The sequence below is a fragment of the Catenulispora sp. MAP12-49 genome, assembly GCF_041262705.1.
In the GTDB taxonomy this organism is placed as follows: Bacteria; Actinomycetota; Actinomycetes; order Streptomycetales; family Catenulisporaceae; genus Catenulispora.
Genome location: NZ_JBGCCP010000011.1, coordinates 172,409 through 187,620, shown reverse-complemented (window position 1 = coordinate 187,620; position 15,212 = coordinate 172,409). Strand labels below are relative to the sequence as shown.

Annotated in this window: 11 protein-coding genes; 2 read left to right on the top strand and 9 right to left on the bottom strand. The window is 72.1% G+C overall.

Features of this window, described 5'->3' with window-relative positions; all coding sequences use genetic code 11:
- Positions 1–85: 85 nt before the first annotated feature.
- Both ABIA35_RS21715 and ABIA35_RS21710 read right to left on the bottom strand, forming a co-directional pair.
- The gene (locus ABIA35_RS21715) at positions 86–661 is read right to left on the bottom strand and encodes a ferritin-like domain-containing protein (protein ID WP_370344073.1); all 576 of its coding nucleotides are present in this window, start codon (positions 659–661) and stop codon (positions 86–88) included.
- On the bottom strand, positions 658–4,260 hold the full coding sequence (locus ABIA35_RS21710) for a putative Ig domain-containing protein (protein WP_370359087.1): 3,603 nt from the start codon (positions 4,258–4,260) through the stop codon (positions 658–660). The genes ABIA35_RS21715 and ABIA35_RS21710 overlap by 4 nt, the downstream gene beginning before the upstream one ends.
- Positions 4,261–4,538: 278 nt before the next feature.
- On the opposite strand from ABIA35_RS21710, the gene ABIA35_RS21705 reads away from it, so the two are divergent.
- Positions 4,539–5,165 carry a DNA-binding response regulator gene (locus ABIA35_RS21705; RefSeq protein WP_370344071.1) on the top strand — a complete coding sequence of 209 codons (627 nt, stop codon included), beginning with the start codon at positions 4,539–4,541 and terminating at the stop codon, positions 5,163–5,165.
- A gap of 152 nt (positions 5,166–5,317) precedes the next feature.
- On the top strand, positions 5,318–7,771 hold the full coding sequence (locus ABIA35_RS21700; RefSeq protein ID WP_370359086.1) for a LuxR C-terminal-related transcriptional regulator: 2,454 nt from the start codon (positions 5,318–5,320) through the stop codon (positions 7,769–7,771).
- A 157-nt stretch (positions 7,772–7,928) separates the two neighbouring features.
- Here ABIA35_RS21700 and ABIA35_RS21695 read toward each other — a convergent pair whose 3' ends face one another.
- The 7 genes from ABIA35_RS21695 to ABIA35_RS21665 form a co-directional block, all read right to left on the bottom strand.
- The gene (locus ABIA35_RS21695; protein ID WP_370359085.1) at positions 7,929–8,216 is read right to left on the bottom strand and encodes a GlsB/YeaQ/YmgE family stress response membrane protein; all 288 of its coding nucleotides are present in this window, start codon (positions 8,214–8,216) and stop codon (positions 7,929–7,931) included.
- 164 nt (positions 8,217–8,380) lie between these two features.
- Positions 8,381–8,737 carry a hypothetical protein gene (locus ABIA35_RS21690; RefSeq protein WP_370344068.1) on the bottom strand — a complete coding sequence of 119 codons (357 nt, stop codon included), beginning with the start codon at positions 8,735–8,737 and terminating at the stop codon, positions 8,381–8,383.
- Positions 8,738–8,904: 167 nt separating this feature from the next.
- A complete protein-coding gene (locus ABIA35_RS21685; RefSeq protein ID WP_370359084.1) occupies positions 8,905–10,407 on the bottom strand; it encodes a DUF6777 domain-containing protein in 1,503 nt (500 codons plus the stop codon).
- 175 nt (positions 10,408–10,582) lie between these two features.
- A complete protein-coding gene (locus ABIA35_RS21680; protein ID WP_370359083.1) occupies positions 10,583–11,617 on the bottom strand; it encodes a serine/threonine-protein kinase in 1,035 nt (344 codons plus the stop codon).
- On the bottom strand, positions 11,614–12,252 hold the full coding sequence (locus tag ABIA35_RS21675; protein ID WP_370359082.1) for a hypothetical protein: 639 nt from the start codon (positions 12,250–12,252) through the stop codon (positions 11,614–11,616). The genes ABIA35_RS21680 and ABIA35_RS21675 overlap by 4 nt, the downstream gene beginning before the upstream one ends.
- Positions 12,253–12,292: 40 nt before the next feature.
- Entirely contained in the window at positions 12,293–14,641 is a 2,349-nt protein-coding gene (locus ABIA35_RS21670) for an ATP-binding cassette domain-containing protein (protein ID WP_370359081.1), read from the bottom strand.
- 38 nt (positions 14,642–14,679) lie between these two features.
- Positions 14,680–15,144, bottom strand: coding sequence for a phage tail protein (locus ABIA35_RS21665; protein WP_370359080.1), 465 nt, complete (start codon positions 15,142–15,144; stop codon positions 14,680–14,682).
- Positions 15,145–15,212: the final 68 nt, after the last annotated feature.

Here is a 15,212-nt window from a genome sequence, read left to right as displayed (position 1 = left end):
TGGCCGGTACCGCCACAGCCATCAACCGCGAGTCCGACACCGATCCCCGCGATACCGAGGGCGAACACTCGGCGAGAGGGCCCGCTCATCGCACCGCGCCTTCGTTGACGGCGGACGCTTCCGCCGTGGGATACACAGCCCGGGGGATCCCCGCGGTGCCCACCCCGGATCCGTCCGGCAGCGCCCGGACGATCAGAAGCTCCGAACTGTGCTGCGCCTCGACCGAGGCCGTGCCGACGAGCAGCGAGCGGGCGGCGGTGGACCCGGCCAGCGGTGCGAAGCGTGCGAAGGTCTGTGCCATCAGGTCTTCCACTTCCTCCAGCAACGTCGCCAGCGAAACAGGGTCCTTTATCGCGGCCACCCTTTGGGTCAGGTCCGTATAGCGTGGATCGGCGGCATGCTGTGCGGTCCCGCCCGCCGCGACCGAGGCGCCGTTGAAGGCGTCGGCGTGTGCGGTGTGGTGGGCCTGGTTCTGCGTTATCAGGGCACGAAGCCCCTGCTGTCCGGACGCCGTCGCCGGCAGGCCCGCCGCGATCGCGTAGAGCTTGACGGCGAGGTTCTCCAGCGCCGCGGCGGTCTGCAGCATCTGCACGTCCAGTGGCGCGACCGACGGCGGCGGGCTCGGTGTCGTACTCGGTGTCGTGCTCGGTGTCGTACTCATGGGGTCGCCGCCGGCGTCGAAGCGACCGTCGAAGTCGGCTTGGTCACCGTGCTCGACGAAGTCGGCGTCGGAGAGGAACTGGTCGGCGGAGGCGGTGGCGGCGGCGGGTTGATCGTCTCCTGGTAGGAGAAGATCACGTACACGGTGCTCGACACCGGTCCGGTCACCGTGATGCTCACCGTCACCGTGCACGGCTGGCTGAACCCGGTCGCCGCGCTCACCGTGGTCCCGCCGGCGGTCAGCGACGGGCAGGTGAACGGGGCCAGCGTGTAGCCGTAGCCGCCGCCGTAACCGCCGCTCAGCGCGGGCCCCTGGGACAGGTCCAGACTGTCGCCCGCGGCCAGGGTGGCGGAGGTGGGATAGGTCACGGTCAGCGGGTCGAAATCGGCGGTCAGGTTCACCGGGACCTTCACCACCTGGTTGAGGGTGTCCGTGATCGTCACCTGTCCGCTGTCCGTGACCGGCGGACAGGTGAACTTCGCCGATCCCGGGGAGCTGCTGGGCGGGGAGGGGAGATCGCAGGGCGTGTCGAGGTTCCAGGAGACCTGACCCGCCGCGCTCACCTGGATCGACGTCGTCGCCTTGAAGCCGGAGACAGCGTACTGATACGGGCCCAGGCCGCCGTTCACCTGGACGGAGGCGGTGTACGGCGTCGTGCTGCCAACCTTCCCCTGCCAGTTATAAGAACCCTGCGACGTCCCCTGGACGCTCAACAGCGGCGCGATCGTGATGGACAGCGGTTGCACGGCGTTCGGCACATTGTCGGCGGTGTCGCTCATCGTCACCTGGAACGAATACGGCCCGGGCGCGACGTTGGCCGACACCGTTCCGGAGATCACTCCGGAGGAGTTCACCGACAAGCCGTTCGGCAATCCGGTCGCCAGCCATTGGTATTTGCCGCTGCCGCCTGTGCCGGCCAGCGGCACCCCGGCGCCGTTGGCGCCGTAGGCGGTTCCGATGGCGGCCTCGGGCAAGGCGTTGAGGCTGCCGCCCAGGGAGAAGGCCAGCGGCGCGTCGACGCCGAAGTTGACGCCCCAGGACGCGGTCTGCGAGGTCCCGGTATCGGTCACGATGAAGGTGAGCTTCGTCGTGGCGACCGGAGCGGTCCCGACCGGCCCCGAGGTCGTGGACAGCACACCGGTGTTGGAGTCCAGGCCCAGGCCGGGCGGCAGGACGTCCCCGGAGGCCAGCTTCCAGGAGTACATACCGGTGCCGCCGCTGGCGGTGAGGGTGTGGCTGTAGGTCTGACCGGTGAGCGCGTAGGGCAACGACACCGTGGTGATCTGCAGCGCCGGCACGACCTGCATCGTCAGGTTCTTGATCGCGATCAGCGGCGGCGAACTGGCGTCGACCGCCTGCACGCTGAAGGAGAAGGTGCCGGTGAAGAACGGCGTCCCGGTGAGCAAGCCGGTCGAGGTCAGCTGCAGGCCCGGCGGCAGCGTGCCGGTCGGCTGCCACGCGTACACCGGCGTGGGGGGCGTGCCCGGCAGCGTACTGATCGGCTGACCGCCCCCCGCCTGAAGCTGGATCCCGGGCGGCGGCGCGGCCGCGGCTGTCGTGACGGTCGGCGCCACGCCGACCTGCCGCCCGACCTCGACCGGCGACAGGCTCGACGTCGTGATGGCGAAACCCGTCACCACGCGGACGGAGAACGACTGCGACACCGTCCGGGCCGGACTGCCCGCGTCGGCGACGGAGACGGAGAACGTGAAGGTGCCGTTCTTCTGCGGGGTCCCGCTGAGCAGCCCGGTCGTCGAACCCAGAGTCAGTCCGGCCGGCAGCTGCGCGGGAGGCACAGACCAGGTGTAGGGCATCGTCCCGCCGGAGGCTTCCAGCTGCTGCGAGTACTGCGTGCCGGCGACCCCGTCCGGGAGCGTCAGGGTGGTCATCATCAGCGGGTTGGCGACGGTGATGGTCAGGCGCTGGGTGGCGGTCTGGCCGTTGGCGTCCGTGGCCTGGACGGTGAAGGAGGACTTGCCGGCCGTGGTCGGGAATCCGCCGATGGTCCGCGCGGCCGGGTCCAGGGTCAGCCCGATCGGCAGGTCGCCCTGGCCCGGGACCAGCGACCACTTGTAGGGCCCGGTCCCGCCGGACGCGACGAGGTTCTGCGCCGGGTAGGTGACGTCCGCGGTCGCGTCGGGCAGCGCCGAGACGGCCACCGCCGGCACGCCGATCACGGTCAGCTTCAGCGACGTGGCCGGAGGCGACTGGCCGGGCGGGCCGGCGTCGGCGACGTGGACCACGATCGTGCTCGTCCCGGGTGCGGTCGGGGTTCCGCTGATGATCCCGGCCGCGGAGACGGTCAGGCCCGGCGGCAACGAGGTCGGAACGGCCGACCAGGTGTAGGGCGCGGTGCCGCCTGTTCCGTTGAGCGAGGCCGTATAAGCCTTGCCCTGCACCGCGTTCTGCAACGCCGTCGTGGTGACGGCGAGCTTGCCCACGACGGTCAGCGTCGTCTGGCTGCTGACCGGGGAGGACTTGCCGGTGCTCTTCACCGTGATGGTCGCCGTGCCCGGGCCGACCGCGGTCACCAGGCCGGTCGCCGGGTTGACCGTGGCCACGCTCGGGTCGGAGGAGGACCACACGAGGTCGGCCGGCGCGGTGCCGCCGCCGGACGCCTGGGCCCGGGCGGACGCCCCGGCGACCAGGGGCGAGTTCAGGACGACGCTGAACGCCGGCGCCGGCGGGGCGCTGGACGTCGCGGACGAGGCCGAAGCCGGTGCCGCGGGCGGTTTGGCCGGGGTCGAGGCGGCCTTGGACACCGCCGCCGAGGCGTTGCCCGCCGCGTTCTTCGCCTGGGCCGCGGCCGATGCCGCCGCGTTCGACGCGGTCGCCGCCGAGTGCACCACCGGCCGCAGCACGGCGAACCAGAGCGCCAGCACCACACCGGCGACCGCCAGCGAGATCCCCAGGAACGGCAGCACCCACTCCGGCAGCGTCTGCTTCTCCAGCATCACGCCTTCGGCCTTCGCCGTGTCGCCCTGCTCGGAGTGCACCTCGGCCTCGAAGGGCAGCGTGCGGTTGGTCCCCTTGAAGAAGGTCTTGCGCGGTACGGCCCGCAGCCGGACGAACGTCGCGGTGCCCGGTGCCGCGACGAACACCGCCGGCCGGATCCGGAAGCCCAGCTTCACCGCCGGGTCGACGCCCTCCACGCGCAGGCGCTCCGACCGGTTGCCGCGGTTCTCCACGACCAGTCGGAACCGCGCCTTGCGGCGGCCCGAGGCGTTGGTGGGGATCAGTCTGGCCGCCAGGTCCCCGAACCCGCCGACCTTGACGGTGCCCTCCTCGATCCGCGAGCCCTCGGGATCCTCGGTCGACATCGCGCGCACGCCGAACGCCACGTCGCCCGGCGCCAGGCCGGCCGACCGCGGCGGCCGGAAGCGCACACGGACCTGTTCGGTGGCCCCCGGCAGGAGATTGACTTGCGCCGGTTCCACCGACGCCCACTCGGCGGCCGCGCCGAGGACGTCGAGCAGGATCTGGTCGACCACCATGCCGGTGTTCTCCAGCCGCAGGACGCACACGGCTTCCTCGCCGGGCACCACTTCGACCGCGTCGGCCGCGTCGCTGCCGCCCTCGAAGACGACGGAGACTCCCATCTGTCCGGCCCCTTCCCGTTCTCCTGCGCACCCCGAACCGCGTCTGCCGTCTCCCGGCCAAGCCTCGCAGCGCCAGCGCTCCGGCGCCTGCGCGAACGCGCAGCGAAACGCGCAATCACCGGGTGCCGACTTTGCGCGCCCTGTCACACGTTCTGTCACTTTCCACGATGCTTTCTGCACGATTAGGAGGCTCCTAGGGGGTTCCCTAGGCGACAATTGCGCAACGGCGTGGTCATTTGGGAAGGGCGCAAATCGCCGTTCGGACGCTGGAGGTCACCATGGAGTCCCCGATACCGGTGTCGATCCACGCTGACGACCCCATCACCAGAGCGGGCCTTGAGACGGCATTGCGCCACCGCGCCGAGTTCGAGCTCGTCGATCAGCGTTCGCCGGTCCCGGCCCGGGTCGTCGTCTACGCGCTGGACACCGTCACCCCCAAGGCCCTGGAGCTCATCAGGGCCGTGCGATCGCGGGACGGCGCGCAGGCCGTTCTGGTCGTCAGCGCCCTGTCCGACGACGAACTGCTGACCGTCGTGGAATCGGGTGCCTGCTCCGTGCTGTGGCGCTGGGAGGCGACGTCCTCCTGGCTGGCCACCACGGTGATCCGGGCCGCCGCGGGCGACGCCGCACTGCCCTCGGACCTGCTGACCCGGCTGCTCAAGCAGGTGGGCCGGCTGCAACAGCACGTGCTGCGTCCGCAGGGCATGTCGCTGAGCGGGCTGTCCGACCGCGAGTGCCGGGTGCTGCGCCTGGCCGCCGACGGCTTCGCCACCGACGAGATCGCGGCCGAGCTCGCCTACTCGCGGCGCACCGTCACCGGCGTCCTGCACGACGTCACGACGCGGTACCACTTGAGGAACCGGACGCACGCGGTCGCGTTCGCCATCCGCGAAGGGCTCATCTAGAGCTCGGCCGGGGCTCCGCGAAAGTCCTGACAGGGTTCTTATTTGAGCTGTCGTGTAGGCATTCCGCGCACACCGTCTCCGCGATAGGTCTTGGTCGCCGGCCTGAAGAGCGGACACACGTCGCGCCCAGGCACCGGAGAGAGCGGGAAACCATGTCGATCGCATGGGCGTCGCCGTGGCAGGTGTTCGAAAGGCCGGCCCCGGCGGCCGGCCCGGACGAGACGCCGCCGACGGGACAGGCCGCGGCGCGAGCCGACGGCGAGCAGGACGCGCTCGGCCGCCTGCGCGCCGAGGCGCTGCGCCAGGCGATCGTGCGCACGGTCGCCGAACTGCCCGCCCCCAGCCGGCGCCTGCTGGCCGCGATGGCCGTGCTGGACCGGGAGGCCCCGCTGCCGATCCTGGCCGCCGTCGCGGACGTCTCCGACCCGGCCGCCGCGCTCAACGACCTGATCGAGGCCGGCTTCGTATCAGGGCTCCCCCACGGCCCCGCCGAAAGCGTCCGCATCGAACCCCAGGCCCTGCGCGACGTCGTCTACTGGAACCTGCCCACAGAACTGCGGCGCGAGATCCACCGCGCGGTCTCCGACCAGGTCGGCGGCATCAACGGCTACCGTCACCTGCTCCTGGGCGGCCGCCGCCCCGATCCGGCCCTGGCCGGCCGGCTGGAGGACGAGGCCACCTGCTGCCGCGCCGCCGGCGACTCCGAACGCGCCGGGACCCTGCTGCTGTGGTCCGCGGACCTCTCGGTGAACCGCCGGGAGCGCGAACGCAGACTGCTCACCGCGGCCTGGTGGGGCGGCGAGCACCTCGAAGCCGAATGGGCGCAGGCCCTCAGCGAACGGCTCACCCCCCTGGAACCCAGCGTCGAACGCAACCTGTTCCTCGGCCGACGCGCGGCAAGCGAGGGCAGGTACGGAACCGCGCGATTACTCCTGGGACAAGCCGGGCTGCTGGCGCACGACCGTCCGGCCGGTGTGCGCGCCGCCGTCCACCTCGCCACGGCCGCGCTGGCCGCGCAGACCGGAGATCTCGCGGGCGAGGAACGCGTCGCGCTGGCGGTGCTGGCGGTACCCGGGATCCCGGCGCCGTGCGGGGAGTGGTCGGTGTACTTCGCGGCGGACGCGTACGGCCGGATGCGCGGATCGGCCGACGCCGCGCTGCGCCGCCTGGAGGCACTCGCGCCGGGGTGCGAGTACGTTCCCGGACTCGACGGCTCGGTCCCGGAGCGTCCTGATGCGGCCCCTGATGCCGTGCCCGATTCGGCATCCGATGTGGTGCCCTTTGCGGCACCTGATGCTGCGGCACTCGATCCGGCACCCGATCCAGTGTCCGATCCGGTTTCCGATTCCGGCGGCCGTCCCGCGGACCACCGCGGCCACGGGATCCTGTGCTGGGCCCGCGGCGCCTGGCTGGGACTGAGCGGCCGTCCCGCCGAAGCGGTCGTCGAACTCCAGCGGGTCCTGCGCTCCCACGACGGCCCGGTCGAGCCGGTCCTGCCCGTGGTGTACGCCGACCTCGGCTACGCCTCGTTCCAACTCGGCGATTGGCGCGCGGCCCGCTACGCGGCCGAGGAGGGCATCCAGGCGGCCGAGGAACGCGGCGACCGGCGCTCCGCCATCCCCGCGGCCGCACTGGCCGCCGGTATCAGCGCCCTGAAAGGGGAGTGGACGACGGCCTCCGAATGGCTGGACTTCGTCACCATGACGCAGTGGGCACCGGGGCCCCCGCACTACGCGGTGTTCCCGGCCCTGGCCGCCGCGATGCTGGCCCAGGCGCGCGACAAGCCGGGCGCCATGCTCACGGCCCTCGCGCCCCTGGCCGCCGAACCCGACCTCTTCGCGCTTTACCAACTGTGGTGGCGTCCACTGCACACCGAGGCACTGATCGACACCGGCCGCCTGGACGCGGCGCGCTCCGCCCTGGACGCGCTGCGCGCCGCCTTGCCGCCGTCCCTGCCCGAATCGGCGGTGGCCGTCCGGCTCGGCGCCCGCCTCGCGGCAGCCGAGGGTGACCGGACGACGGCGGCCGAGCTGCTGGTCCGCGCCATCGAGCGGCCGGCCGGCGCGGTATCGCCCTTCACCCTGGCCCGGCTCGAACACGACCACGGCAGACTCCTGCTGGCCGTCCGACGCCGCAACGCGGCCATCAGATGGCTGATATCGGCGCAGAGCCGCTACGCCGACATCGGCGCCTGGCCGTTCGCCGACCGATGCCGCCGACAGCTGACGGCGATCGGCGTCCAGCTCCCGGGCGTCGCCGACGGCACCGGCGGCCGCGGCGGCGGTGACGGCGGTGACGGCGACGAAACCGGTGTCCGAACCCGCACCGGAGATCAGGGCACGCGGACGTCGGTCCCGGCACCCGCGGCGCTGACCCCGCAGGAGCACCGCATCGCCTGCCTCGCCGCCGACGGCATGACCAACCAGCAGATCGCGCGCACTCTGTTCGTGAGCGCGAAGACAGTCGAGTACCACCTCGGCAAGACCTTCGCCAAGCTCGGCATCACCTCACGCCACCAACTACGCGGCGAGATCGGAAGCCTCGCCGACGGTCCGGGCCCGCCGCCGCTCCTCCCGGCGCCGAATCGCCTGCGTGATCCACGGTAGGAAAGCCGGGCAGTGGGCTCCTGCCTCAGGAGGCAGAGGTTCGGGCAGCGCTTGAGGCCGGAAGAGCAGCCGGCCGACCACCGTGTGACACATGCGAACCACGCATGAAGAACAGCCCCGCCAGCCCCTATAGAAACTGGTGCGTCCCACGCCGCGTTCAGCGCCGCGCGTCCTCATGCTTCGCCGCGTTCCGTCCCGCCCACAGCGAGCTGGCCAGGGCGACCAGCGCCACCGCGAAGCCCAGCTGCAGCGCGTGCCGGATCCAGTCCACGCCCCCGGTGTGGCGGACGCCGATCCAGCCCGAGACGGCGTTGCCGAGCCAGGCGCCTCCGACGCCGGCGAGCATGGTCAGCCAGATGGGGATGTTCTGCTTGCCCGAGAGGATGAGGCGGGCGAGGGCGCCCAGGATGAGGCCCACGATCAGGATCCACAAGAGCTGGAACATCGCTGCTTCTCCCTATCTGCCAGGCTCGGTGTGCTGGGGCTTTCTGTGGCGTTCTTGGGCGTTCGCCCGAGCAGTGCACCTATGCCCCGGTAGTGCGGGACGAAGCAGGGCGACGGCCGAACGGGGGAGTCGGGCCGTCGGCGTGGGGGTGGTGGGGGTTCGCCTCAAAGCTCCTGGAAAACGTCGTCCGCCAACGCCCGCAACCGCGCCGCCTTGGCGTCAAGCCGAGCGCCTTCCGCATGCCACGCCGCGAGCGCCCTCCGCCGCCACCAGTGCGGGCGCCGGTGCTTCCAGTCCTCGGTGGCCGCCTGCCAGCACAGGTCCTCCACCGCCAGGACCACCACCGAGGGCGACTCGGTCAGGAACCGGCTGGCCACGTTGCTGCCGACCGACTCCAGGTGCAGGTTCCAGGTCGGTTTCGCGGCGTGCTGCGCGCGATGGCGCTGCTGGCCGTCCGCGGGCGGCTTCTGGGGCCGCGGTTCCGGCCCGGGTCTCGGAACCGGTTCGGGGAATCCGTTCATGACGCCGGCCTTCCGGCTTGCAGAGGCAGGCAAGGTGCGGCTGCTGCCTTTTGTCCGATGACGCCTCCTGCACACAACGGTACGGCGGCCTGGACGCGGCGGGTCAGGGGCGAAGGTCGTTTCCGCACTAGGCCGTTCGGCCCGGTCGCGGCAGCTACGCGCTCACCTCACGGCTTCGCCGTCGACGTCCCCGCCGGTGCCGGCGAGGAGGTGTTCCCGCCGGTCGGGGCCGACGTCGTTGTCGACCCCGAGGCCGGACTCGACGTCCCCGAAGAGGTGCCCGTGCCAGTGCCGGTCCCGGTCCCACTACCCGTCTCGGTCCCCGTCGTCGACGACGTGGCCGGACTCGAGGACGTCGAGCTGGTCGACGACCCGGACGGCGAACTCGACGTGGACGTCGGCGTCGACGAGCACGGCGAACTCGGCGAACCCGGCGAACCCGGCGAGCTCGGCGAACCGCTCCCGGTCCCCGTAGGACACGGCGAGCTCGGCGACGTGGACGGCGACGTGGACGGCGACGTGGCGTTCGTCGGCGGCGGCACGGTGTGGTCCCCGGGCCCCTGGCTGCCGGCCGGGCGGCCGAAGTACTGGCCGGTCTGCGGGTCGTAGAGCACGATGACGGTGATCACCACCGGCGCCGGCTGGACGACCACGACGTTCTGCGCGTGGAAGGTCGACCACTGGCTGCCGGTGAACGCCTCGGAGGACTGCACGGCCGGCGGCAGCAGCGGGTTGCCGCACGAGCAGCGCGCCCGCGGCACCCCGTGGTTGTCGACGAGCACCGCGGTGCCGGCCTGCAGGACCGACTGGAAGGTCGTGGCCTGGCCGTTGCTGAACCCGTGGTTGGTCACCCGGGTGTCGGCGCGCAGGACCACCGGCGTCAGGGAGTGCAGGTAGGCCGGGATGTCCGACTGCGCGATGCCCTCGACCCCGGCCCAGGCCCGGCCCTTGTCCGGGTTGGCCACCAGGAAGTCGCTGAGCTGGTTCACGTCGCAGCTGGACTGGTTCTCGGTCCCGCCGTACAGGCCCTCGGCGGATCCGGACACGGTCTTGGTGCCGTTGGTGCTGGTGGCCGTCGCGGTCGTGGTGGCCGACGGGCTGCTGCTCGCGGCCGACGGCGGCGGCGCCTTGGTCGGCGAGGCCGTGAAGGCGTTCGGGCCGGCCGACCCGGCGGGCTGCAGGAGCACCTGCTTGGCCGCCGCCGGCCCGCTGGACAGCGTCACGGCCAGCGCGGCGGCCAGGCCCACGATCAGCACGCCGGCGCCGAGGGTGATGGGACGGCGCCACCACGGCGTGCCGCCGGAGCCGGACCCCGATCGCCCGGGCGGCTCGGAGGGCGGCCCCGGGGGCGGCGGCACGGACGCCCCCGACCCCGAGGCGGCGGCGCCGGACGGGGCCCCGGACAGCGGGCCGGACGGCGGCCCGGACGGCGGCCCGGACGGACCGGGTCCTCCGGTCGGCGGCGGCCCGGAAGGCTGCGGCCCGGAGGCCGGGGGCTGGGACGGCGGCTGGGAAGCCGGCGGTTGCGAGGCCGGTGGCTGCGAAGCGGGTCGCTGGGAGCCCGGCGGCTGCGATGAGACTTCCGTGGGCGGGTACTGCGAAGCCTCAGTGGGCGGGTGCGGCGGGGGCTCGTTCTCCTCACCGGAGGAGGGCGGCGGCGTGGTGCTCAACGGCTTGTCCCACCTGTCTCGACCGTGCTGGACCGGCGCCGACGCCGGCGGATGTGACAGAGCCATTCTCAGTGGGGCGATTCAGGCGGCCGCAACTGCACATGCGAGCCAAGCCGGCTTCGACAAGGAGTGTTCCCACAGGTCAGAGCGACATCCAGAGACACCCGGCGCAGATTCACGGCGTACTCCGGACGGAGGTGGAGGCGGCGGTGAACACCGGCATCGCCCACGCCGGCGGCACCGGCGGCAGCGGCGCCAACTCCGGCAACTCCGGCAACGGCGCCAACTCCGCCAGCGCCTCCGCTCCCGCCACCTGCGTCAGCGGATGCCGCACCCCCGCCGCGCTCGCCCCGCGCAGGGCCGTGGCGAACCCCATACACGTGGCGTACCGCTCGTCGGGATCCTTGGCGAGTGCCTTGGCGAGCACCGCGTCCAGCGCCGGCGGAAGCCCCGGCCGGGCCCGGCTGAGTTCCGGCGGCGGGGCGTGCAGATGCGCCCACAGCAGCGCCAGGTCGTCGTCGCGCTGGTACGGGGCCGACCCGGTCAGCAGCTCGAACACCAGGCAGCCCAGGCTGTACAGGTCGCCGCGGCCGTCGACCGGCTTGCCGGAGATCTGCTCGGGCGCCACGTAGTCGACGGTGCCGACGAACTGCCCGACGGCGGTGAATCCGGTCAGCGACGAGGACTTCTTCGTCAGCCCGAAGTCGGTCAGGTACACGTGCTCGGGATGCTCGCTGTCGGTGCCCTCGGCGACCAGGACGTTGCCCGGCTTCACGTCCCGGTGGACCAGGCCGTGCGCGTGCGCGGCGTCCAGCGCGGAGGCGATCTGCGTGGCGATGCGCAGGGCCTGGGGGACCGGCAGGGTGCCGTTCCGGTCGAGGAGCGTGCGCAGATCGCGGCCCTCGACGTAGCGCATCGCGATGTACAGGACGCCGTCACTCTCCCCGGCGGCGAAGACCGGGATGATGTGCGGGTGGTCGATCGCCGCCGCGGCCCGGGACTCGGAGGCGAAGCGGAGGCGGAAGGACTTGTTGCGGGCGAGTTCCGGCGCGAGCAGTTTGACCGCCACGGTCCGCCCCAGGGCCAGGTCCTGGGCCCGGTAGACGACCGCCATGCCGCCGTGCCCGATCTCGTGCTCCAGCCGGAATCCGGCGATCTGCTGCCCGCTCAGGCCGGACGGCACGAGCGATCGCGCGGGTTCCTCCGTCATCGGGGCTCACCGGCTCGCGCGGGGCGCGCCGCGTCGTCGCGGTCGGGCTCGGCGGCAGAGGCATCGGCGACTTGGGCACCGGCGACTTGAGCACCTGCGACTTCGGCATCGGGCGCGGCCCTGTCTATGGCCCGGTCGACGGCACTGTCCGGCGGCGCCTCCACCGTGGCGAACGTCTGCACCTGCGTGTCATGGCAGTACCACCACCGGTCGTGCTCCAGATCGAGCAGCCAGGCCGACTCCCCGTCGACGACGACGCCCAACCGCAGCCGGGCGCTGCGGTCCCGGAAGGTCTGCAGGTCGATCTCGCCCGCGGCCAGGCGCTCGACCAGCTGCCGATATGTGGACAGCGCACGCTCCAGCTCGGCCAGCAGCGGCCTGGGATCCGTCGTGAACGCCGGCGGGTGCCCGGTGCCCGGCGGGGGGCCCGGCAGTGCGACCAGGAGCCGGCCGTCGACCCAGGCGGCCCAGCCGTTGGCGCACAGGACCCGCGCCCAGTCGCCCCGGGCGTCGGTGATCTGGACCGGCAGGAGCGGATCCAGCCACGCCGAGGGCTGCGAGGTGTCCGGACCGGCCCAGGTCGGCATCCCGTCCAGCGGCGTCACGTGCGTCGGCCGGAAGCCGGTGTCGTCCATGGCGTGGGCCTCCATCGGGCCTGGCAGGGGCGGCGGACGCTCAGCCGCGCATGATCGTCGGCTCGTGGCGGCGCAGGAGCCGGGCCACGATCAAGCCCAGGATCAGCGACATCAGCACCATCGCGCCCATGTCCAGCAGCCAGGTGCCCGCCTTGTGCGCGAACAACGGGTCGGTGGCCACGTTGCCCTGGACGACCTGCCGCAGGTCGATCGTGGAGGCCATGGCGGCCAGCGCCCAGCGCGAGGGGACGATCCAGGACAGCTGCTCCAGGACCGGGACGCCGTGCAGCCGCAGCAGGGCGCCGCAGAAGACGACCTGGACGATCGCCAGCAGCACCAGCAGCGGCATCGTCACCTCCTCCTTGCGCACCAGGGCGGAGACCACGAGCCCGAGCATCATCGCGGTGAAGGAGAGCATCGCCACGGCCAAAATGATCTCGATCGGCGCCGGCATCAGCACTCCGCCGCCGTGCGCCCTGATCCGCACGCCGGCCAGGCCGATCACCGTCATCACCACGGCCTGCGCGACGGTGATGGAACCGAGCACGATGATCTTCGACCACAGATAGGCGGACCGGGACAGGCCCACGGCTCGCTCGCGGCGGTAGACGGCCCGTTCCTTGACGAGTTCGCGCACGGAGTTCGCCGCGCCGATCAAAAGGCCGCCGACGCACAGGATGAGCAGCGCGTTCAGCGCCGTCGTGTCGTCCAGCCGGCTGCCGGCCAGCGCGCGGGCCATGGCGCCCATCACGAACGGCAGGATGATCATGACCGCCAGGAAGGTGCGGTCCGCGGACAGCGCGGCGACATACCGGCGTACCAGGGTGCTCAGCTGGCCGAGCCAGCTCTGGGCCTTGGGCGGCTCCGGGTACTTGATCTCGGCCGCGGCCTGCGCCGGCACGCGCTCCATGGTGGCGGCGATGTACTGCCGGTAGGGATCGGACTCCTGGTAGCGGCCGGCCCAGTCGCGCTCCTGCTCGGTCTCGAACGCCTCGAACGCCTCCGGCCACTGTTCGTAGCCGAAGAACGCCAGCGCCTTGTCCGGCGGCCCGAAGTACGCGATGTGCCCGCCCGGGGCGAGCACCAGCAGGCGGTCGCAGACGTCGAGGTTGAGGACGCTGTGGGTCACCACGATCACGGTGCGCCCGTCGTCGGCGAGGCGGCGCAGCAGGTGCATGACGGAGCGGTCCATACCGGGGTCCAGGCCCGAGGTCGGCTCGTCCAGGAAGAGCAGCGAGGGCTTGGTCAGCAGTTCCAGGGCGACGCTCACCCGCTTGCGCTGGCCCCCGGACAGGCTGGAGATGACCTGGTCGGCGCGCTGGTCCAGGCCGAGCTCGCTGATGACCTCCTGGACCCGGTCGCCCCGCTCGGACTGCTCGGTGTCGCCGGGAAAGCGCAGCTCGGCGGCGTAGGACAGGGCGCGGCGGACGGTCAGCTGGGTGTGCAGGATGTCGTCCTGCGGGACCAGGCCGATGCGCTGGCGCAGCTCGGCGTAGTCCCGGTACAGGTCGCGGCCGTCGTAGCGGACGCTGCCCCGGTCGGCGGGCCGCATCCCGGTCAGGGCGTTGAGCAGGGTCGACTTGCCGGCGCCGCTGGGCCCGACCACGGCCAGCAGGGACTTCTCGGCGACCGGGAAGGAGACGGCGTCCAGCAGCAGCCGGGCCGGGGCGCCGACCTGCACCGAGAGCCCTTCGACCTGCAGCGCGATGACGCCGGTGTCGACGAACTCCTGGAGCTCGTCGCCCACCAGGCAGAAGACCGAGTGCCCGATGCCGACCAGGTCGCCGGGCTGGACCACCGCGCTGAGCACCGGCTGGCCGTTGAGGAACGTGCCGTTGTGGCTGTCCAGGTCGACGATCTCGTAGCGGCCGTCGGGGCGGGCGCGCAGTTCGGCGTGCGACCGCGAGACGCTCAGGTCGTCGACGACCAGGTCGTTCTCCAGCGCGCGGCCGATGCGGATGGTGCGCTCCGGCAGCCGCCGCACCGTGGTCGGCCGGCGGTAGGAGCCGGTGATGGCGGTGAGCGCGGAGGGCCGCTCGACCCGCTTGCGGACCGCCGGGGCCGGGGGCTTCGGCGGCTCCGGGGCGATCAGGGCGGCCACCGGCCCGTCGGTCGGGTTGCCGAAGCGGATCTTGGCGCCGGGGCCGACGTCCAGATGCCGCACCCGGTGGCCGACGGCGTCGAACGTGCCGTTGGTGCTGCCCACGTCGTCCACGCTCCAGTGGCCTTCGCGGACGTGGATGACGGCGTGGTGCCAGGAGACCCGGGGATCGCCCAGTACGACGTCCCCGAGTGGATCCCGGCCGATCTCGTACTCGCGACTCGGGCTCAGCACCCGGCGGTCGCCGTCGGTATCGAGAATCAACTCGGCGCCTGGCTGGTCAGCCATAGGTACGAGCCTAGCCCCGGCGGCGGGGGACCGCCGCTTCAGTACTCGCCCTTGATCACGAAGAACGACCCCCGGATCACCCCGGCCAGCTTCGACTTCTGCCGGGCGAACTTGAAGCGCGGCTCGAGTTCCTCGGGGACCTCCATGCCTTCGGAGAGCTTGAACCCGACGGCGCGCTTCCCGGCGTCCGCGATGGTGTACATGACGTTGATCGACAGGCCGGACTCGTAGAACACGTAGGCCATCCGGATGCCCTCCACCTCGAAGGCGGTCACTTCCAGCGGCCGGGAGCCGATGACGATCTCGCGTTCCTCGGACAGGATCCGCTTCACCCACTCGAGCACCTCCGGCGCCTCGCCGGCCGGGCTGACGGTGAACACATGGTCGTACTTGTTCTTGAAGTAGCGCGCCTCGTTGGCGCGCAGTCCCGCGAGGGCGTCCGCGACCGGGGACGATTCCAGGCCGGTGGTGGACACGTTCTCGAAATCCACGGTGTAGGGCATGAGCGCTCCTGTTCGGCTTCGGCAGTCGGCTTCGGCAGTCGGCTTCGGCAGTCGGCGGTGTCCGCGGC

Bases quoted from the DNA above. Each gene is read 5' to 3' on its own strand.
- ABIA35_RS21715 (WP_370344073.1), bottom strand. From the start codon at position 661: ATGAGTACGACACCGAGCACGACACCGAGTACGACACCGAGCCCGCCG.
- ABIA35_RS21700 (WP_370359086.1), top strand. From the start codon at position 5,318: ATGTCGATCGCATGGGCGTCGCCGTGGCAGGTGTTCGAAAGGCCGGCC.
- ABIA35_RS21680 (WP_370359083.1), bottom strand. From the start codon at position 11,617: ATGACGGAGGAACCCGCGCGATCGCTCGTGCCGTCCGGCCTGAGCGGG.
- ABIA35_RS21675 (WP_370359082.1), bottom strand. From the start codon at position 12,252: ATGGACGACACCGGCTTCCGGCCGACGCACGTGACGCCGCTGGACGGG.
- ABIA35_RS21705 (WP_370344071.1), top strand. From the start codon at position 4,539: ATGGAGTCCCCGATACCGGTGTCGATCCACGCTGACGACCCCATCACC.
- ABIA35_RS21710 (WP_370359087.1), bottom strand. From the start codon at position 4,260: ATGGGAGTCTCCGTCGTCTTCGAGGGCGGCAGCGACGCGGCCGACGCG.
- ABIA35_RS21665 (WP_370359080.1), bottom strand. From the start codon at position 15,144: ATGCCCTACACCGTGGATTTCGAGAACGTGTCCACCACCGGCCTGGAA.
- ABIA35_RS21690 (WP_370344068.1), bottom strand. From the start codon at position 8,737: ATGAACGGATTCCCCGAACCGGTTCCGAGACCCGGGCCGGAACCGCGG.
- ABIA35_RS21695 (WP_370359085.1), bottom strand. From the start codon at position 8,216: ATGTTCCAGCTCTTGTGGATCCTGATCGTGGGCCTCATCCTGGGCGCC.
- ABIA35_RS21670 (WP_370359081.1), bottom strand. From the start codon at position 14,641: ATGGCTGACCAGCCAGGCGCCGAGTTGATTCTCGATACCGACGGCGAC.